The following is an 18,695-nucleotide window of genomic DNA, read 5'->3' on the forward strand; positions in this document are numbered from 1 at the left end:
TTGGCCTACAAACCATTGCCCGCTAAAACTGTGACGGCAAAAAGCTTGGCTCAGACCATTAACCATGTCCTGACCAATCCGAATTACAGAGAAAATGCTCAGCGGATTAGCCAGCAGATGCAAACCCATGACGGTGTTGGCCAAGCTGTGCGACTTTTGAACAAACAAATCAATACGATAATGTGACCTAATTCTGGCCAGAGCAATCAATTAATCCAGGCTGAAGTCTCAACCAGATTTGGGCATCGACGGGCAATAGGGCGTTCGGAGAAATCAACTTTGGCATTTCGGCTGATGAAGTAAAAATATCCTTGGCTTTGAACACAAGCACTTTTTCGACGTCAGCAATACAGGCCGTTAGCCCATAGGGGGCAAACACCGTTTTTAGATCGTGTGGATAGACTTCGCCGTTCAGCAATAAGCCTATACGATGATTGTCGCTTTCACCGGCTTCGCTAGGACGTCCGCGCTTTGTGTTCCATTTCAGCGACTTCGCTGCGGCTTTCGCCAAAGCTTTCGATAGATCTGGATACGTCATCAATCGCCCAAGGTAAATCTCATACACTGGCAATGTATGATCTGGAAATAAACCGTGAAGGCCATCGTTTAGCAATTGAACCAAGGATGGTAAGGATAGTGTGCAATCGCTACGTACGATCACTATGCCTTCTTCTACAGTTCGACGTTCGAGTTTCGCAGTGCATTCCGGTAAAGCGACGGAATAGGTTTCATCAGACCAAGCCAAGATTGGTAATAGCAGTAAAAGGATTCCGACGTAGAGCGACTTCATCACCAGAGAAAAGCGCAAGTCTTTTTCCCCATGACTTCGCCATCGAACACCAGTCGAGCAGTAAAATTCGATAATCCTAGACAGACAAGCAATGGCAATAAATGTTCTTCTCTTGGGTGACAATAGTTAGCATAAGGCGCATTTTTCCACTGGATCATTCTAGCTTCACGTTCGTCGGTCGACAGGTTCGTACAGGTATCGATCAACCAATCTTCAAAAGCTTGGTTTTTATCATCGAGTTCATGGCAATTGGGCGCAAAGAAGGCTTTTAAGTTATGAAATGAAAATCCAGAACCGATGAATAGGATATTCTCGTTGCGTAAGTCTGCCAGCGCATTGCCGATCTGGATATGAGTTTTGGCGTCCAAGCTATGAACTAACGATAACTGTACGCAAGGTATATGGGCATCGGGGAACATGATCTTTAATGGTACGAATAAGCCATGGTCAAATCCCCGCTCATTGTCTAATCGCGCATCAATGCCACTTTGTTTCAACAACTCAAATATTCTCGCCGCAAGATTGGGTGAACCGGATGCTGGATATTGAATATCGTAGGCTTCATTGGGAAAACCGTAATAGTCGTAAATCAGCGAGGGTGAGTTAGCACTGGTGATGGTAGGAATATTTTCTTCCCAATGCGCGCTGATCAGGCATATTGCCGAAGGTTTACCCAGCGAAGGCACGATGTCTTGCAGAAAGTTAACCAATTGCTGATGGCCTTGATCTCCCAGTAACGGTAATGGGCCGCCCCCATGGGGGATAAACAACACTCGGCTAAGTTGATCATTAAGCTCTGTCATCATGGTGATTGTTCTCGAAAATAGCCTGTATTAAACGTCATCCAGTAAGCAATTCTTTGAAATGCCGCTGCATATTCTCAATGTGCGAGCCATTCCAGTAGATTTGTTGGCATTCGGTACAGCGGTAAAAAATTTCGTAGTAAAGCTTGGTCTTGGGTTCCAATAGTTCTAGTACATCCTGCTTGTCGACCAGTGCTAGCTTGCCATTACAGAGTATGCAGCGAGCAAAAGGAGCTATCAGGCCATATAAATTAAACCGGGATAGAACCTCAATGACCTGCTGATCAGATTTTACTGCTCGCACCCAATAGCCATGGTCAATCCGCTTGGCAAACAAAAGCCGGCGATCTCGGGTAAGCACGATACGCTGATTATCCGCTGCGATAGCCACAATCTCCCTATCATGATAATCGTTCCGGTAAAGGCAATCAAAACCCAACAGGCGCAAATGTTTGGCCAGTTTTCCCAAATTAACATCTATCACAAAGCGGGGCGCAGGGGCTGCGCGGAGTTGTATTTCAGGGGTGATATTCAGGGTCTTGAAAATGGGGTAAACGGAAACGCGATCGCCTGGGCGTAGCTGATAATCGAATCTGACTGTCAGCCCATTCACAATAATCAACTCCACTTCGGTATGTGGCACGCCAAATACTTCAATGGGATCTTTAATACCCGGATGTCCGGCAAATCGGTAGGGTAGGGAATGATGGTGTTGTGGTGGTGCTAAAAAATCATTCAGTTCCGCATAAAAGCGAAACTCGGCTTCAAATATAGGTTTCACGGATACGGATTGATGATTATCATGTTCACGGTTTGCCTCTTCGGAAAGCCTAGCGATTTTTAAGTCGGAATCGTTGGCTAGTTTTGGGCTGAATTTGCAGCCTAATGCGCTCAGTCTCCAATTAGCATTTTTACTGCCTCGCTTTAACCAATATCACCCAAGAAATCCATCCTACCAAGTCTCTACGCTGTTTTCCGAAGGATTACATCGGCAATAGCGATATTTTGTGAAGTTCAAAATCGGTTAAATAGGCTAAACCGGTAAATGTAGGCATTCTCTCTTACCGAGGTAATGGAATAGTTTCCATTAATTTGATTGGGAAGTAACTAGTCAGTCAACTTGAACTCAAGAATCAAGGTACAACATGGATTTAGATAACGCCTTGCGGTCGTAATTGATTTACCCTCGTTGTTTACCTCGAACAACACAGCCCTCAGTTTGCTCGAACCAAGGGTTTTTTATATTTGAATGGTCAACAGTTCCCGCCAGTTAGTCGTATACGACGGTGACTTAAATTGCTGCCGCATATGCCATTTATTACTGATGATTTCACTGGCATAGCGAATCGACTTTTTGCCATGGCGCCGATTGATAGTATCCAACGCCGCCATCAATTGTTCTGATCGGTCTAAGTTATTAGCGGAATCAAACAGGGTTGCCTGCACAACGCTGGCAGGTAATAAATCAGGCAATAAAACCCCCGCGCGCTGGTAACTAAAACCTTTTCTAAAGATGCGCTGTAAGCCATGATGGGCAGAATTAATCAGCTGCGCTGAATCATTCGTTGGAATATCGAATTCCGTCGTTGCACTATTGCTATATTGGGGCCGGCTGCTATCAAACGGACTGGTTTGGATAAACACAGTCAATGCCTGGGTTGCTAGATTTTGCCGACGTAGCTTTTCAGCGGCACGCGCAGCAAAGTGTGTGACCGCCGAGCGTAAATCATCAAAAACCGTAAGTTTTTCACCGAAACTGCGGGAAGTAAGGATTTGTTTCTTCGCGGGTGGCATTTCTTCAAGCGGAATGCAGGATATCCCGCGCAATTCCATCACAATGCGTTCCATTACCACACCAAAATGTTGGCGCATCTCTTTTGGGTTAGAATCTCTGAGTGCCAATGCATTATGGATTCCAATGGTATTCAATTTTTCACTCCAGCGCCGCGAGATACCCCATAGATCATCAAGCGGTACGGATTCCAAAACTGTTTCTGCCGAAGGCAAGGTTCGCCAATCCAAAACAGGACCAGAAGGTGAGCATCCTTTTTTGGCTAGTCGATTGGCTAATTTTGCTAATGTCTTGGTCGGCGCAATTCCTATTGAAATCGGGATGCCGGTACATTGCTTAACGATTGTGCAGATATCCAGACAATAATCGGTGAGGTTATACGGCATCCCAGAAAAATCCAAAAAACACTCGTCAATCGAATACACCTCAACATTTGGGGCATACCTAGAAAGCACATGCATGACCCGCTGTGACATATCGCCGTATAGCGCATAGTTTGAAGAAAAGACCGCAACCCCTTCTTGTTTGGCATACTTTTCAATTTTGAAGTAGGGGGCGCCCATTTTGATGCCTAGTGTTTTTGCCTCATTACTTCGGGCAATCACACATCCATCGTTATTCGACAGGACAACAACCGGCTTACCGTTTAAATGTGGCTGAAAGACACGCTCACATGAAGCATAAAAATTGTTGCAGTCTGCAATGGCAAACATTTTAGGGCTGCAAAGAGTGGATTACATGCGCTATGACACCCCATACATGTAACTCCATGCTATCCCTAATCTGTAGAGGCTGAAAGTCTGGATTCTCCGGCATTAACCAAACACCCTCGAGATTCTTGATAAGCCGCTTCACGGTCAGCTCACCATTTACCACTGCTATGACAATCGAGCCTGATTTGGCTTCCAGCGATCGGTCAACGACAAGCATATCGCCATTATGGATGCCGGCATTGATCATCGAGTGGCATTGCACGCGCACAAAAAACGTGGCGGCAGGGTGGCGGACATATTGTTGGTTCAGGTCGATCGTGGCTTCAAGATGATCGTCAGCAGGAGAGGGAAAGCCGGCCGGAATTTTTGATCCAAATAATGGCAAATCAAGCATCGTTGGATGCTCGGATAGCTCTAGTATTGGTAATTCAAGGTTGTCTGAATTTGTGAAATGGGGGATGGGCTTATGGTTGGTGGCCTTATATGACGGAAGTTGAGATGCTCTTGTCATGAGGGAATTTGGTGGTCGTTGGTGGGGATGTGATGGTACACCATAAATTGGGAATTGTTCTGTGTTTGTTCTGATCGCCGCTTTTTGGATATATTATTAAGCTTGGTGAAGAACTAAAACTTAATGAGATTGAGCCGCGCTTATTAACTAGGCGTAGAGCCATCCGAAGGGTATTGGTTTGGTATAGCTCGTAATGAGTGGAGCTCTTCAACAACAGACTGATAATTCTGAAAATACTTTGCCCATTTAGTGAAACCACCCATTTCACCCACTGCGCGTATCAAAGCAATGTGAGAAGCAGTAAGAATTTCTACTTGGTGCTCTAATTCTGCAATCCGTAGGTCTTTTTCCGTTAATTTTTTAGCTGTATTGTCGAGCGATAATTTACCTAAACGTTTAAGCCAACATCTTAATTCGTTTTGCTTGTTTTGATATTCGTTCAAAAGTAGTATTCGGTCTTTATTTCTTGTAATAGAAGAGGCCGCTTTTAGAACAGAATGCCGACGTATAACTGCACGAGCAGTAATATCAACATTATCCTGAAGCATTTTTTCTAAAATCAATACAAATTCGGGATCGTTAGGGCAGGGCGAATGTGTGTTTGAATCAGTCATCTAAGACACTTTTTGAATTATTTATTTTTGAAAAATCGGCTCCGTCAGGGAATACATGTTCACCGGTAGGAGTCTTAAGAAGTTTACGAATATTGTCCAATCTAATTGTTGCATGTAAAATCTGGTTGTTATAACCCATAGTCTCATTCGGGCGGGCAGCTAAATCACTAAGAGCAATCTCATATTTATTCTCTAAAACTTTAAGATTTTTGATATGTTCAGGTAAGTTAGTAGCAGTCAGATGGCGGCATCCAGCGAAGCATTCTAGATTTTTAGGGCAGGGATCTACTGTAAAACTATTTATACAATGCCCATAGGGTGTTGCGTGAAACCCGTCTGCCTCAATACGTAAGAATTCAAATGCGGCTTGATCACCTTGATTAGATTGAATTTTTTTAAAATTATCAACAATAGGTCCACTTGCTTTTCCAAGTTTAATTAATTTAGCAACAGTTGCAGACTTTTCTCCAAGTTCTGCTTCAACATCTATAGGTAATTCTATTGCGCTGAGCAATTCTGATAAGCTACGATGATCATATTCATAACTTTGAACAACACTACGTCGATTGAATCGTTTGGATAAAATAGTATCAGCTAGACCTAAGCGAAATAATTCTGAATTTTGTAAATGTCTTAATGACTTGGTTATTAAGATTATTTTTTATCAGCGTCAGTTTCTCCATAACGTTGAAATATACTTTCTCCGTTTTTTTTCTCACCTAAAGCAACTAAGATAAATGAAGTGTCTGGAATGCTAACTGCATGATAACGAGTTAAATCCATAATTCCATTATTTCGCTCTTCAGGTAACGATCGTTTTGGGATAAGAAACAGTAAGTCCCAGGGATTAATGACGCCAGAAGTGAGTTTAATTGTAGTTTTGTCTGATAACTTTGTCGGTACGCTTTTATGTAAAAAATCCTCTAATTCATTAATATTAACGTATACCTCATTCCATTTGTAGTGCTTGGTATCACTCTGATATAAGCTTCCATTCTTATTAAAAAACCTCAAATGTTTCCCATTAAAATTCTGGGTGAGCCTGTTAAAAAAGGTATACATTGAATGGCTAAGTTTTTTGATATTACCAGATTTATATTTATTTCTTAAAAACAGATCAATCTCATTTAAAACATTTGAGTCATAATTCTCATGATATCGGTCAATAAATAGATCTCTTTGTTTGGAGTCAATGTTTAACCAAAAGGGATTTCCTGTTAGCTTGGTATAAATTTCACTCACAGAAACAATATCTGATAAAGAATACCAAGGAAGAACACGATCTGTCTCGCATTGTAACTTCAGTGTGGTGCGCAAAGGCATCGTAATTCGTGCAACTTCATCCAAAGTTTCGCTAAGTATTTCTTCAAATATTTTCGGAACAAATTGTAAATTTTCGAATAGTTCCTCACTATTACCATCCTTGGTTTGCTGTTTTTCTGCAAAATGTCTAAGCAACATTGCTGACGAAAACCCACCAATTTCACCGGCAGACTTGCCTGTGATATCGAGAAACTCGCGCTCTCGCTTCCAATCGTATGGTAACCTGGCTACTTCTCCAACTCGAAGCCCCGTAAGTAATAATACTTTTAATGCTGCGAATCTAAGTACATCCGTATATGACCTTGGTCTTTCAGTAAAAATAATTCTTGTTAATTCCCAGAAAGCTCGCTGCTCTGGCAGCTTCGATTGATTCTTTCGTTGATTTAAATTTTCCAGTAATTCTTCCTTGGACTTTACTAACCTCGATCTGGAGTCTGATCCTTTTGGAATTAATCTTTCTATTGGTAGTTTAGGGTAGATAGGGCAGTGGATTGATATATTATTAGTGTCAAATAAATTTTTAGTAACACCGACAACTGTATCCGAGAGCTTGCCGCATTGTTGGATAGACTTAGCAATCATAGCTGCTTTATTTACTATATCTGAAGTTAAACTCCAGGGCTTAACATTTTCTTCCAAACAACATGTTGCAATAACTATTAAAGCAGGAATAATATTGCTACAAAGATTTGATAAAGTATTCCGTTTATAAAATAATTGTTCGCATGTGACGGCTTTGATTAGATTCTGCCAGTCTACATCAATAGGCTGATAATGGATCACAAGTTTGTCTTGATTTATGATATCAATAACTTTTGAATTGGCAGCGAAGTTCCTTAAATAAAAGTTTTTAGGTGGTAATCCACCAACAAGTTTTGTTAAATTCCATCCTATGTCTGCTTTTCCGTGCTTATCAAGTTCAAAGTCCCAATTAATGTTTCTTTCATTTGCTAAGCGTTTACCAAAATTAATATAGGTTTGAAAACTTTCTAACATTGTAATTTACTTTCAATTTGATAGATAATTTCTTGTACATTAGCTATAGTTCGCTGTAATTGCAGGTATGCAGGTGAATTAAATTCTCCTCTAGATGAATCATAAAACGTTCTAACAATACCTCTCAAATTATTAAGCACCTCTTGATGTATTTCAATGTCAAACATCGGCATAAACTTTGTACAACCATAGCAAGAGGTAACTGGATTAAATGGACAGGCTGGTTGTCCGCTAGAACAGCCACCAATTCCAGAAATCGGAATTCCATGCGGAACACCGGCAACCTGTTGATCGCCTTTGAGTTGAGAAAGCTCTTCCTTGTTGATGTAACCGTTGTGATGTATTTCTATGACTTTTCGGTATACTTCTGATATTACGAGAGCTTTATTAACACGTTCGACTTGATTAACAGAATTATGAAAATATACTTGACCTGTTCTTTTATCGTAATGTCCCAAGAACTCGGCCAATTCTTCATGACTTGCCCCTGAATCGACTAAGCGCTGTGCCGCAGTATGGCGTAAATTGTTTGCACTGACTTCTCTGCCAACAATTTTAGTTGCGATTTCTATCAAGGCTGTACCGACAGCATTCGATGAGTCGAGCATAAACAATCTAGTAGAACCATTTCCATGTGAATCTTTTAATGTAAAATATAATTTTCTAATTATAGGCGCCCAATCTTGCTTAATTTTTCTTGTTAATGGGCGAGATTTTGACTTTGGTTTTTGTTTCACCATTTTAAAAGTTAAGTGAATTGTTTCGCAAAGAGTATTATCTGATTCATTCCAGATTCGAACATCTCGCATTCTTAACAATGCCAGTTGAATTGGACGCATACCGTACTGATAGGAACAAAGTAATAAAGACGCATCTCTAACAGATTTTATGCTAATTGGCTTAGTTTCATCATTAAGTAACGTTACAAACTCGTCTAAATATTGTACAATTCTAGATTGTTCTATGGTCGACAGGAATACATCACCTGTGCGAACTGATGCATATTTATCAACGTCAGGTAATGGTAATGACGTTGATATAAAATCAAGATAAAAAGGTGACCAGCCACATAGATTCTTTAATGCAAGGAAACGAAGCAACTGTTTTATTGTTTGATAGGTGTGTTTATCCCAGCCATCTCTCGCTCGCAAGACACTCCAAAGTGATTTTATATTTAACGGACCAGCGTCAATAATTTCTACAAGATCTTCTCTTGTGACTCTATATATTGATAATAATAGTGTTTTTATTGTTGGGATATACATGCCTTCAGACACCATAAAATATAACAGATGTTTTATCAGTATATCTACGTCTTTATCATATCTTGTAAAATTAATTTTATATTTTCGACCAACGCAATATAATATAATGCTATCAGCATCATTAATATCACTAATTATTCTAATTTCCTCATCGAAGTCATCATAGTATCTTATAACACATGGCAAACTATGCAAGCCTTCCAAAATAGTACTTAGAGAATCATTGTTAATTATATTTTCTGAGATTTTTATGCGCACTTAAATACCCTCAGGAATTTTTCTAATAAGCTCAATATGATCATCAAAAATATCCATCCATACGCTTGCTAATCTATCCTCGAATACAGCTCTAGCATATTTTAATGGCATATCTGATTCTCTTGACCAACCAAAAAACGCACGCATTTGTTGCAATGATTCATCCATTGAATGCTTTTCTAAAAGACGATTTAGCATAACAACTGCACATGTGTGCCGAAGGTCGTGTGGATCAACAGTCTCTTTTCTTAATCCATTTGAAAGAGTCAATTTTACTTCAAATGGTAACATATAGTTAATTATGTCAAAATAATAAGAAATTGCTTCATGTGAAAGTGGTGTATTTTTCTGGGTATTCAATAAAAATGGATGATTTGGTTTCCCCCTAATATTTTCTACATATGATTGAATTAAAATAGCAGTAATTTCACTTATGGGAACTGATCTATATGAGCTTGAGGTTTTTATCCCTGGTTTATTATGCCTTTTATCTAGGTCTGCATACTCATCAATCTTTGTTACATTAATCCAATATCTAATCTTTCCTAAATTGTTGTCAAACTCAGACTTTACTGCATTAACAGGCAACAATAGCATTTCACCTCTTCTTAAGCCGCAATGAAGCGCAAATCTGAAAATTATAAATGTATTCCAGCGAGAAATTGGTCGCTTGAATGGATTGATATCTGAATCGACATCAAGTAAATTATATAATTCTTTCACTACGGAAGAAGGTAGTGATCGTAGTGGTTCTGGAATTTTTGACTCTTGTATTTTTAACTGTCCATACTTTTCATACAGATAATTAATATGTGATAAACCTTGTTTGTTGTTATATTCATCAATAATATTTCCGCTTAAGTACTTTACAATATCTTGCACAAATGCAACACAATAATCCCATTTATTGCTTATAGAAGAATTTATTTCATCTAAATTCTGCAAGCTTATAAAATACGCTTCAAGTAACTCGCCAATTTTACTAATGTCAAGGTTTGCTAGTATCTTATCAAGATAACCAAGTCCGCATAATTCTTCAGAAAATACATAAAATGCATCAATATATCTTAAAGTTTTTGTTTCTGATGAATGCGCCAAATTATGTATTGCAAAAGAACTCCAAACAACCACCCAATACCGAGGCAATCCGACTGAATCTGTCAGGATTGGTTTTTTTAAAATATCACTAAATCTTTCAGATTCAAATCTTTTGTATGCCATAAATCTAATCTCTGTAGTTTGTCGTTGAAACTATTTCTACCAACTTAGAATTAAGATGTCAATAGAAAAACTCAAAGTTATAATAACGTGTGATAATGTATATATAAAAAACCAATATATTTTTTTTATATATGTGAAAATGCAATGGTGCTGTCACACATTCTTGTATTTAACAGATACTTTTTTACCTGCATTTACTAATTATTTTTCTAAAAAAATTTTCACTTATTTTAAATTTATATAAATCAATGATTTACGATTTTGTGAATTAAAATTAGCTATTCTGAAAAAATGTGATCGTTTGTACTCGTAACGAACGGAACCATAAGGGCTGATGTATTAAATTTTTGTGATTGACTACGGTAGGAAAAGGATAGGGCGCCTCGATCAATCCGGCATCATCAACCAATCAAGCCTAAGCAGTAATAATCTAAAACGGCATAATTAAGGACAGTCTATTTGACGTTGAAGAACGTGAAGCCAAGGTGGTTTGGGTGATGGGGAGAATGTATTTGAAAACCACGTTTACTCCAGCGCCTTGTTGCAGATCGTCGCCACCTGGACCAAGAAACACGGTAAGTCATAGTATGCCTACCAGTGCCCACAAGTGCGACGAGTTAATTCTAAAACTCAAAGTCAGTACAGCCAGCGAAAACCTCTCGCTGATTGAGGCATTTTTTCACGGTGATCAATATTTACTTGCATGTGATGTTTTGGCAGCTCAAAAAAGTCACGCAACAACTAAAACTGCAACCTATACGGATTGGTGTTGCCTTAGAAACCAAATTTTTGATCTGAAAGAGCAACACTCTAAAAACTACAATGAATACGCATAATGTATATTATGTTAAATAATACCACTTGGATAAGATAGGACTACTTACATTTCCAGCTTATGGCAAGGCATCTAAAGGCAAATCTATTTGAATGGCAAATTTATGATGAAATGCAATAAAGTCTACAGCTGAGATTGGTTGCGAAAAGTAAAATCCCTGTACCTCCTGGATGTTGGCCATGTGGAGCGCATGAATCTGTTGCTCCGTCTCAACACCCTCAGCGATGACGATCATTTGTGACATTTGTCGCAAGGCTGTAATACCTGTGAGCCATTCCGGTGATGGGTTCTGTGGGTTGATTTGAGCCACCAGGGATTTGTCTAATTTAGCGATGTGGAAATTACAGCGTACCAAAACTGCAAAGTTAGAGCCGCCGTCGAGTGTCAGATCATCCAAGGCAACCCGTAATCCCATCTTATGAGCATTGTTGATTGCCTCGACGCCCAATAAATCTGGTATGCCACGTTCTGTAATCTCTAAAATTAATTGGGAAGCCAGTTCTAGTAGACCGCATTTACCGGCCACGTACTCCATGCCGCCACGACCAAGGATTTCCGGTGGGACATTGATGCTAAGGTTGGCCGTAGGATTAGCTCTTAACCAATCGCCCATTTCGACCGCCACGGTATCGATGACCCAGTAAGTGAGTAGCCCAGACAGCGGTGTGTTTTCCACTAACGGAATAAAGTCATCTGGCGCTACTACACCTGTCGAGCGCCGCCAACGAATGAGCGCTTCTGCGCCAGTACATCGCCCATCAGAGAGTGAAATGGTTGGCATGTATTCCAAGAAAAACTCACCCTTAGTCAACCCTTCTCGTATAGTGTCAAGATTAATCATTTTTTATCGGTAATTAATTTATTGTGGAAGTGTTCTCGGGCTTTTATCTTGGCTAGCAAGCAGGATTATGCGACACGATGAGTGCAAGTCTATCACTTTGGGTGATGTTCGATATCTGACCTAACCTGCCTGATTGTATAGTATCGAATTGTCAAATCCAAGCCGTGTCCAATGACACATGAGTCTGAGCGAAGCATCGTGAGACGAGTGAGGTGCTACCGTCGAAATAGACTAATAATTTTTCATATCATAGTTTCCTGATGTGCTATATTAATAACTAATGAGAACGATTATTAATAACCTTTTGGCTATGCACAACTTATGATGACTTCATTAAAAATGCTGGTTACCGGCGATTCTGCACGTATTATTGGTTTTGATAAATCCGGCAGTGCTTATCGCAAAAAATTGTTAGCTATGGGATTAACACCCGGCACAACATTCACCATTACCCGTTATGCGCCTATGGGTGATCCTGTTGAAATCAAGCTTCGCGGCTTTTCATTATCATTACGCAAAAACGAAGCTTCGGTGTTAATGATAGAAAAACTATGAGCATCGATTTTACAGTCGGCATCGTTGGGAATCCCAATTGCGGGAAAACCACACTATTCAATGCTTTAACTGGCTCCAGGCAGCATGTTGGTAATTGGCCGGGCGTGACGGTTGAAAAAAAGACGGGTGAATACCTGTTTAATGCTAAACGCATTGCCGTTGTTGATTTGCCGGGTACTTACTCGTTAGAAGCTGAAGACGATAATATCTCTCTGGATGAAAAAGTTGCCCGAGATTATGTGGCGAATCGCCAGGCTGATCTCATCGTCAATATCATTGACGCCTCCAATATCGAGCGCAATCTCTACCTGACCTCGCAATTGCTTGAGATGCGGGTACCGATGATTGTTGTGCTTAATATGATGGATGCGGTAAAAAAGCGCGGTATTAAAATTGACCTTGACGAATTTTCCAGGCAATTGGCTTGTCCTGTTGTTTCAGTTATTGCCACCAGCGGTCAAGGATTAAAAGAATTACGCGAAACCATACTTCATGCCTGTCACAATCCAGCTTCACCTAATCTACAAGTTTCATATCATCCCAGCATAGAAACAGCTGTTTCGCTATTGCTACCTCAGCTGCAAGCTCATCAACACCTTTGTGACTTACGCTGGCTGGCATTACGTTTATTAGAAAACGATACGCTAGCGAAAAAATTGGCCGGTCCGCAATTACAGGCTACGGCCGCAATAATGCGCAAGGACATCGAGACGCAAACAAACGATGAAATTGACATACTGGCAGCCGATGCTCGCTATGGATTAGTCAATCAATTGGTGCAAGCCACAGTTTGCAAGCTTAACGAGGTATCTCGCAATACTACCGATAAAATCGACGCGGTGGTTTTAAATCGCTTTCTAGGCATACCGGTTTTTTTACTAGTGATGTACGCCATGTTTATGTTCACTATTAATATTGGCAGTGCTTTTGTCGATTTTTTCGATCAAGCCGTCGGCGCATTACTGGTTGATGGCATGAGCACCCTACTCTCTTCTATGAATTGGCCGGATTGGTTGGTGGTGTTAATCAGCAACGGTATCGGCGGCGGCATTCAGGTAGTTGCCACCTTTATTCCAATTGTGGGTTTTTTGTTTATCTTTTTGTCCATGCTGGAAGATTCCGGATACATGTCCAGAGCTGCATTTGTGATGGATAGATTTATGTGCGTGATTGGCTTGCCAGGCAAATCCTTTGTGCCAATGATTGTTGGTTTTGGTTGTAATGTGCCCGCGATTATCGCTACACGCACTTTAGATAACCCGCGTGATCGGATTTTAACCAACATGATGAATCCCTTCATGTCCTGCGGTGCCCGTTTGCCGGTTTATGCCTTATTCGCAGCGGCATTTTTTCCAGTGGGTGGCCAAAATCTGGTGTTTGGCTTGTATCTCTTCGGTATTCTGGTGGCAGTTGTGACAGGTTTAATCATGCGCTACACCCTGCTACAAGGCGATGCGACACCATTTTTAATGGAATTGCCCGCATATCACTTACCGACCTTACGTGGTGTTTACATCAAAACCTGGGATAGATTAAAAACTTTTATTTTCAATGCCGGTAAATTGATTGTACCTATGGTGTTAGTGTTAAACATCCTCAATTCTCTGGGAACCGATGGCAGCTTTGGTCGTGAAAATAGTGACCAATCAGTTTTAAGCCAAATTGGGCGTGTGCTAACACCTTTGTTCAAGCCGATGGGCGTTAGCGAAGATAACTGGCCTGCCACCGTTGGTATTTTTACCGGTGTATTAGCTAAAGAAGCCGTGGTCGGCACCCTGGATGCACTGTATAGCCAAATGGCATCCACTGCTACAACGCCAGATGACCAACCCTTTGATTTGCCGCAAGCTATGCTGGCTGCCTTTCAAACCATTCCGGACAACTTGAAAGCGGTAGCCGACAATCTGCTGGATCCATTAGGTATCGGCATAGCCAATATTACAGATACTGCGGCCGCCGCTGAACAACAGGAAGTTAAAGTCGCTACGTTTGGGGTGATGCAAAATCAGTTTGCAGGTCAAGTAGGTGCTTTCGCCTACTTGCTGTTTATTTTGCTCTATGCACCCTGTGTAGCGGCTACTGCTGCGATTTATAAAGAAACCAGCGCCGGTTGGGCGTTGTTTGTGGTGTTCTGGACAACTTTTGTCGCCTATATGACCGCAACGCTGTTTTATCAAGGTATGACTTTTGTTCAGCACCCTGCTGCTGCGGTTTTTTGGTTTGCTTTATTCGCGTTGCTGTTTATAGCAATTTTGTCGCTACTGCGTTTTTACGGTACCCGGCAACATACTAGCGGAGCGTTATTATGATTTTGTCAGATTTACGTAACTATCTGAAAGATAAGCATCGTGTCACATTGAACGAACTGGTTTTACATTTTCATGTCGACGCCAATGCCCTGCGCGGTATGCTGGCTAAATGGATCAGCAAAGGTAAAGTCCGTTTGTCGCCAGTAACATCCAGTTGCGGCACCAGTTGTTGTAAATGCGACCCGCTGTTGACGGAAATTTATGAATGGATCGATGACGCGGGGTAATTTTGATTAAGACAGAATCACCCCGGCTGATAACGGTTATTTGTCGGCTATCCAACCCTGCAAAGCCTCAATTAACTCTAAAGCCTGCTTCTCGCTGGAAATATTGAATTTGGATTTTTGCTGATATTCACCATTGCGTTTTTGATAGCGGCGTATGCTAAATCTGTCCTGGCTATATTGTTCTTTACTAGGCTCCCAATCCTGATAGCGATAAATCACCGTCGACCATGCACCTTTACTTAATACTTTTTTATCCAGTTCCTTGACGGTTTCAATCCCGCCATCTTCGTAGCGAATGGTTAATTCTTCAACGGTTTCTGCCATGGTTTTCTCTAGTATGTTAAAACGGACTGCAGTGTAGCAGGAAATTATGGACTGATAAACTCACCAAAAGCACGACTGCCCTCCCCTGTATTGATGGTGCTCACCACTTCCAGGGTTTTGGCATCGATCAAGGATACATTGTTGTCGAACCAATTGGCAACGTAGACAAATCGACCGTCGGGATGCGTGCTAATACCCTCAGGCTTATCGCCGACTTCAATCACTGCCAGGGTTTTCAAGGTTTTGGTATCAATGGCTGATACTGTGTTGTCATCCTGGTTGGTGATAAACAACAAACTATCATTCATTGCCAAGGCTACCGCGTAGGGTCGTGAACCAACTTTTAGGGTGGCTACCCGCTTCATCTTGTGGGCATCCAGCACTGTCACGTTGTCAGATTCGACATTGGCCGTGTACAAACGCTTACCTTTGCTATCGACCACAATTCCAAAAGGATGCGCACCGACCTTGGTGGTGTTTCGTATGGTCAATTTTTTTAAATCAATTTGAGAAATTGAATCATCAACTCGATTAGCTACATAAAGCCATTTATTATCCGGACTGACAGTCATGCCGGAGGGTGATTTGCCGACCGTAATATTAGCGATTTTTTCAAAATTCTGCGTATCAAAAACAGCAACCGAATTTTCATACCAGTCGGCTACAAAAACGCGTTCTCCAGCCTTGTCGACAGCAATACCCAGTGATGCGCCACCCACTTTTACCGTTCTTAACACTTTAAATGATTGGCTATCAATCACTGCAAAACCGCCGCCTTCCGGCGTACTGATGTAAATGTGTTTACGCTTAGGATTAACAGCAACACCTGCTGGTTTGCCGGTGACTTTAATCGTGTTAATGACTTGTTGGCGTGCGGTGTCAATAACAGAAACCGTATTATCCAACTGGTTGGTAATAAACGCATTAGGTTGAGCACTAACGATGTTCGCAAATGCCGACAAAAACGTTAAAGCAGCAATCGATTTTTTAAGCATGGTGACAACTCAGGAACAGGCAGGAAGGCGGTTTCCATCGTTTGATGGAAACCGTAACAGCGGATAGTTTAGCGTTTGATTTCGATTTTAACTTCAGCGTTACTACCTGAATCAACTTTTTTGGCTAATGCTTCTAAGCCACTGGTCAATACTTCACTCACCGCTTTATCAGCCGCTTCTTCATTCAATTCTGCTGGTGGATTGTTATTCACGTAAGCGCGGTAGTAAGTAGCCACCCATTCCACTTCGGCTTTACCACCTTTATCTTCAACTGAAATTTCTGCTGCATAGTTACCTACAGGTAATACGGGTAGTTCTTCGTCTTGACCGGCATGTTTGATAGTGCCAGTGGAACTCATTTCAGTGATTTTATACTTGTAGGCCATTTTTTTGTCGTCATGCGACTTCAACTCTTCGGTGATAGTGCCACCATTAGCTAAAGTAAGGGTCCGCATTGCACCTTTATTATTACTACTGTCGCCTTTAACGCTTTTGATGGCTGGGTGCCACGACATATCATCATAATCTTTAATGACTTCCCATACTTTCGCTGCAGGAGCATCAATAGTGATAGTTGCGGTCATTTTTGCTCTGACCGGGCCATGAGCATTGGCAATGCCAGCAAACATCAACAAAGCAGCCGAAACGAGTAGCGAGGATTTTTTCATAACACTTTCCTATGGTGATCACATAAAATTGAACCGATGATTATAAAATAAAATCCAGGCTCGGGTAGCCGCAAAAATCTAATCATGACAAATTCCCCTTCCCTTTCATTGAAAATGTGGCCTTAGAAATGACGACAGCAAGCTATTACTGGCACGATTACGAAACTTTCGGCACTGATCCGCAACGCGACCGTGCTTGTCAATTTGCCGGTATTCGTACTGACCTGGATTTTAATGTGATTGGCGATCCATTGATGCTTTATTGCAAAACAGCTGATGATTACTTGCCTAACCCGGAAGCCTGTCTGATAACCGGCATCACCCCACAATTGGCGACTGAAAAAGGTGTTTGTGAAGCCGAATTTATCAATGCCATTCATGAACAATTGTCACAACCAGGCACTTGCAGCCTAGGCTATAACAGCATTCGGTTTGATGATGAAGTGACCCGCAACTTGCTGTATCGCAACTTTTTTGATCCCTATGCGCGCGAATGGCAAAACGGTAATTCACGCTGGGATTTAATTGACATCGCCCGCGCTGCCCGCGCCTTGCGACCAGATGGCATTAACTGGCCGCTGACAGATGAAGGTGTCGCCAGCTTTCGGCTGGAAGCACTCACCCAAGCCAACGATATTGCCCATCAGGCTGCCCATGATGCACTTTCCGATGTTTATGCCACCATTGCCTTGGCAGGTCTGATCAAGCAACAACAAACCAAACTCTACGATTACCTGTTTGCCAATCGACTGAAACCGGCTGTTTCTGAATTAATAAAATTAGGTAGTTTTACACCCTTAGTGCATATCTCAGGGCGTTTTTCAGCCAAGAAAAATTGTCTGGCCGTCATAGTACCTATCTATGCACATCCAAAAAACAGCAATGAAATCATCGTCTACGATTTATCTGTCGACCCATCAGAGCTGCTGGCACTCAGTGCTAGCGAAATACAACAACGGTTGTTTGTCGCCACTGCAGATTTAGCTGAAGGCGTGGAGCGCATCGCCTTAAAAACCATACATATCAATAAAAGCCCGGTTCTGGCACCATTATCGGTCATACGCCCAGCAGACGCCCAACGCCTGGAACTGGATTTAGCCCAATGCAAACGCCATCTACAACAAATCAAGTCTGCGGCCGGGCCAGCCTTGGAACAAAAATTGGCTACCGTTTTTACCCGTGACTATACTGATACACCGTGCGACCCTGATCTAATGATTTATAGTGGCGGTTTTTTTAGTCACAAAGACAAAGCTACCCAGCAAAAAATCAGGCAGCTGCCGCCAGCACAATTGGCAGGTTTTACAACACAATTCGACGATACTCGCTTGCCGGAAATGTTATTTCGTTATCGTGCCCGGAATTATCCTGAAACATTGAATACTGAAGAACAACAGCGTTGGCGCGAGTTTTGTCAACACAAGTTTTTCGATGCCGATACTGCCGGTAACTTGCAGGACTTTTTGGATAGGTTGCAAACCCTCAAAAACACACATGGGGCTAATAACGAAATACTTAAACAGCTAGAAGCATATGCTACGAGTAAACAATAATCAGTAGAACACTTGTATCCATTTTCCATGGCGCGCTAACTGCATTGCAGCCTAAATCTGTCCCCATTGATGTTTTTTGCGCTTAACAGCAATTGAACAGTT

General features: G+C 41.4%; 20 protein-coding genes. 6 read left to right on the top strand and 14 right to left on the bottom strand.

Annotated features, from left to right (window positions below; genetic code table 11):
* The coding region (locus tag A1359_RS23175; RefSeq protein WP_232322193.1) for a hypothetical protein at positions 1-186 on the top strand (186 nt) is incomplete at its 5' end.
* 1 nt (position 187) lies between these two features.
* Here A1359_RS23175 and A1359_RS11780 read toward each other — a convergent pair.
* From A1359_RS11780 to A1359_RS11820, 10 genes are all read right to left on the bottom strand, one after another.
* Positions 188-808, bottom strand: coding sequence for a hypothetical protein (locus tag A1359_RS11780; RefSeq protein WP_157200542.1), 621 nt, complete (start codon positions 806-808; stop codon positions 188-190).
* Entirely contained in the window at positions 790-1,596 is an 807-nt protein-coding gene (locus A1359_RS11785; protein ID WP_066982856.1) for a DODA-type extradiol aromatic ring-opening family dioxygenase, read from the bottom strand. Before A1359_RS11785 ends, A1359_RS11780 begins: the two co-directional genes overlap by 19 nt.
* Positions 1,597-1,630: 34 nt before the next feature.
* A complete protein-coding gene (locus A1359_RS11790) occupies positions 1,631-2,374 on the bottom strand; it encodes a Mut7-C RNAse domain-containing protein (RefSeq protein WP_066982858.1) in 744 nt (247 codons plus the stop codon).
* 458 nt (positions 2,375-2,832) lie between these two features.
* A complete protein-coding gene (locus A1359_RS11795) occupies positions 2,833-4,098 on the bottom strand; it encodes a Y-family DNA polymerase (protein ID WP_066982861.1) in 1,266 nt (421 codons plus the stop codon).
* Between the two features lies 1 nt (position 4,099).
* Positions 4,100-4,492 carry a LexA family protein gene (locus A1359_RS11800; RefSeq protein WP_066982864.1) on the bottom strand — a complete coding sequence of 131 codons (393 nt, stop codon included), beginning with the start codon at positions 4,490-4,492 and terminating at the stop codon, positions 4,100-4,102.
* Between the two features lie 260 nt (positions 4,493-4,752).
* Positions 4,753-5,223, bottom strand: a complete 471-nt coding sequence (locus tag A1359_RS11805; protein ID WP_066982867.1) for a hypothetical protein — start codon at positions 5,221-5,223, stop codon at positions 4,753-4,755.
* Positions 5,216-5,737: a hypothetical protein gene (locus A1359_RS22795; protein ID WP_198159335.1), complete on the bottom strand. Its 522-nt coding sequence runs from the start codon at positions 5,735-5,737 to the stop codon at positions 5,216-5,218. Before A1359_RS22795 ends, A1359_RS11805 begins: the two co-directional genes overlap by 8 nt.
* A gap of 140 nt (positions 5,738-5,877) precedes the next feature.
* The gene (locus A1359_RS11810; RefSeq protein ID WP_198159336.1) at positions 5,878-7,542 is read right to left on the bottom strand and encodes a hypothetical protein; all 1,665 of its coding nucleotides are present in this window, start codon (positions 7,540-7,542) and stop codon (positions 5,878-5,880) included.
* A complete protein-coding gene (locus A1359_RS11815; protein ID WP_083960613.1) occupies positions 7,536-9,065 on the bottom strand; it encodes a site-specific integrase in 1,530 nt (509 codons plus the stop codon). The genes A1359_RS11810 and A1359_RS11815 overlap by 7 nt, the downstream gene beginning before the upstream one ends.
* Entirely contained in the window at positions 9,066-10,286 is a 1,221-nt protein-coding gene (locus tag A1359_RS11820; protein ID WP_066982870.1) for a site-specific integrase, read from the bottom strand.
* A 587-nt stretch (positions 10,287-10,873) separates the two neighbouring features.
* Between A1359_RS11820 and A1359_RS22470 the strand changes: the two genes are divergently transcribed.
* A complete protein-coding gene (locus A1359_RS22470; protein ID WP_157200543.1) occupies positions 10,874-11,122 on the top strand; it encodes a hypothetical protein in 249 nt (82 codons plus the stop codon).
* Between the two features lie 57 nt (positions 11,123-11,179).
* Here A1359_RS22470 and A1359_RS11825 read toward each other — a convergent pair whose 3' ends face one another.
* Positions 11,180-11,962: an EAL domain-containing protein gene (locus tag A1359_RS11825; RefSeq protein ID WP_083960614.1), complete on the bottom strand. Its 783-nt coding sequence runs from the start codon at positions 11,960-11,962 to the stop codon at positions 11,180-11,182.
* 321 nt (positions 11,963-12,283) lie between these two features.
* Here A1359_RS11825 and A1359_RS11830 point away from each other — a divergent pair, with 321 nt between their 5' ends.
* From A1359_RS11830 to A1359_RS11840, 3 genes are read left to right on the top strand one after another with little or no spacing between them, the layout of a single operon-like run.
* Positions 12,284-12,517, top strand: a complete 234-nt coding sequence (locus tag A1359_RS11830; protein WP_066982873.1) for a FeoA family protein — start codon at positions 12,284-12,286, stop codon at positions 12,515-12,517.
* The gene (feoB, locus tag A1359_RS11835; RefSeq protein WP_066982875.1) at positions 12,514-14,826 is read left to right on the top strand and encodes a Fe(2+) transporter permease subunit FeoB; all 2,313 of its coding nucleotides are present in this window, start codon (positions 12,514-12,516) and stop codon (positions 14,824-14,826) included. Before A1359_RS11830 ends, feoB begins: the two co-directional genes overlap by 4 nt.
* Positions 14,823-15,053 (top strand): FeoC-like transcriptional regulator, encoded by a 231-nt coding sequence (locus A1359_RS11840; protein ID WP_066982877.1) that lies wholly within the window; start codon positions 14,823-14,825, stop codon positions 15,051-15,053. Before feoB ends, A1359_RS11840 begins: the two co-directional genes overlap by 4 nt.
* A 36-nt stretch (positions 15,054-15,089) precedes the next feature.
* Here A1359_RS11840 and A1359_RS11845 read toward each other — a convergent pair whose 3' ends face one another.
* From A1359_RS11845 to A1359_RS11855, 3 genes are all read right to left on the bottom strand, one after another.
* Positions 15,090-15,377 carry a hypothetical protein gene (locus A1359_RS11845; RefSeq protein ID WP_066982880.1) on the bottom strand — a complete coding sequence of 96 codons (288 nt, stop codon included), beginning with the start codon at positions 15,375-15,377 and terminating at the stop codon, positions 15,090-15,092.
* 44 nt (positions 15,378-15,421) lie between these two features.
* Positions 15,422-16,372, bottom strand: coding sequence for a beta-propeller fold lactonase family protein (locus tag A1359_RS11850; protein WP_066982882.1), 951 nt, complete (start codon positions 16,370-16,372; stop codon positions 15,422-15,424).
* Positions 16,373-16,440: 68 nt separating this feature from the next.
* Entirely contained in the window at positions 16,441-17,040 is a 600-nt protein-coding gene (locus A1359_RS11855; RefSeq protein WP_066982884.1) for an SRPBCC family protein, read from the bottom strand.
* A gap of 128 nt (positions 17,041-17,168) precedes the next feature.
* On the opposite strand from A1359_RS11855, the gene sbcB reads away from it, so the two are divergent.
* The gene (gene sbcB, locus A1359_RS11860; RefSeq protein ID WP_066982886.1) at positions 17,169-18,593 is read left to right on the top strand and encodes an exodeoxyribonuclease I; all 1,425 of its coding nucleotides are present in this window, start codon (positions 17,169-17,171) and stop codon (positions 18,591-18,593) included.
* Positions 18,594-18,695 lie beyond the last annotated feature (102 nt).

The sequence above is a fragment of the Methylomonas lenta genome (assembly GCF_001644015.1).
In the GTDB taxonomy this organism is placed as follows: Bacteria; Pseudomonadota; Gammaproteobacteria; order Methylococcales; family Methylomonadaceae; genus Methylomonas; species Methylomonas lenta.

What these genes read in the sequence shown, in the direction of transcription:
- A1359_RS11850 (WP_066982882.1), bottom strand. Translation starts at nt 16,372, where the DNA reads ATGCTTAAAAAATCGATTGCTGCTTTAACGTTTTTGTCGGCATTTGCG.
- A1359_RS11830 (WP_066982873.1), top strand. Translation starts at nt 12,284, where the DNA reads ATGATGACTTCATTAAAAATGCTGGTTACCGGCGATTCTGCACGTATT.
- A1359_RS11825 (WP_083960614.1), bottom strand. Translation starts at nt 11,962, where the DNA reads ATGATTAATCTTGACACTATACGAGAAGGGTTGACTAAGGGTGAGTTT.
- A1359_RS11785 (WP_066982856.1), bottom strand. Translation starts at nt 1,596, where the DNA reads ATGATGACAGAGCTTAATGATCAACTTAGCCGAGTGTTGTTTATCCCC.
- A1359_RS11855 (WP_066982884.1), bottom strand. Translation starts at nt 17,040, where the DNA reads ATGAAAAAATCCTCGCTACTCGTTTCGGCTGCTTTGTTGATGTTTGCT.
- A1359_RS11800 (WP_066982864.1), bottom strand. Translation starts at nt 4,492, where the DNA reads ATGCTTGATTTGCCATTATTTGGATCAAAAATTCCGGCCGGCTTTCCC.
- feoB (WP_066982875.1), top strand. Translation starts at nt 12,514, where the DNA reads ATGAGCATCGATTTTACAGTCGGCATCGTTGGGAATCCCAATTGCGGG.
- A1359_RS11810 (WP_198159336.1), bottom strand. Translation starts at nt 7,542, where the DNA reads ATGTTAGAAAGTTTTCAAACCTATATTAATTTTGGTAAACGCTTAGCA.
- A1359_RS11820 (WP_066982870.1), bottom strand. Translation starts at nt 10,286, where the DNA reads ATGGCATACAAAAGATTTGAATCTGAAAGATTTAGTGATATTTTAAAA.
- sbcB (WP_066982886.1), top strand. Translation starts at nt 17,169, where the DNA reads ATGACGACAGCAAGCTATTACTGGCACGATTACGAAACTTTCGGCACT.
- A1359_RS11805 (WP_066982867.1), bottom strand. Translation starts at nt 5,223, where the DNA reads ATGACTGATTCAAACACACATTCGCCCTGCCCTAACGATCCCGAATTT.
- A1359_RS22470 (WP_157200543.1), top strand. Translation starts at nt 10,874, where the DNA reads ATGCCTACCAGTGCCCACAAGTGCGACGAGTTAATTCTAAAACTCAAA.
- A1359_RS11840 (WP_066982877.1), top strand. Translation starts at nt 14,823, where the DNA reads ATGATTTTGTCAGATTTACGTAACTATCTGAAAGATAAGCATCGTGTC.
- A1359_RS11845 (WP_066982880.1), bottom strand. Translation starts at nt 15,377, where the DNA reads ATGGCAGAAACCGTTGAAGAATTAACCATTCGCTACGAAGATGGCGGG.
- A1359_RS11795 (WP_066982861.1), bottom strand. Translation starts at nt 4,098, where the DNA reads ATGTTTGCCATTGCAGACTGCAACAATTTTTATGCTTCATGTGAGCGT.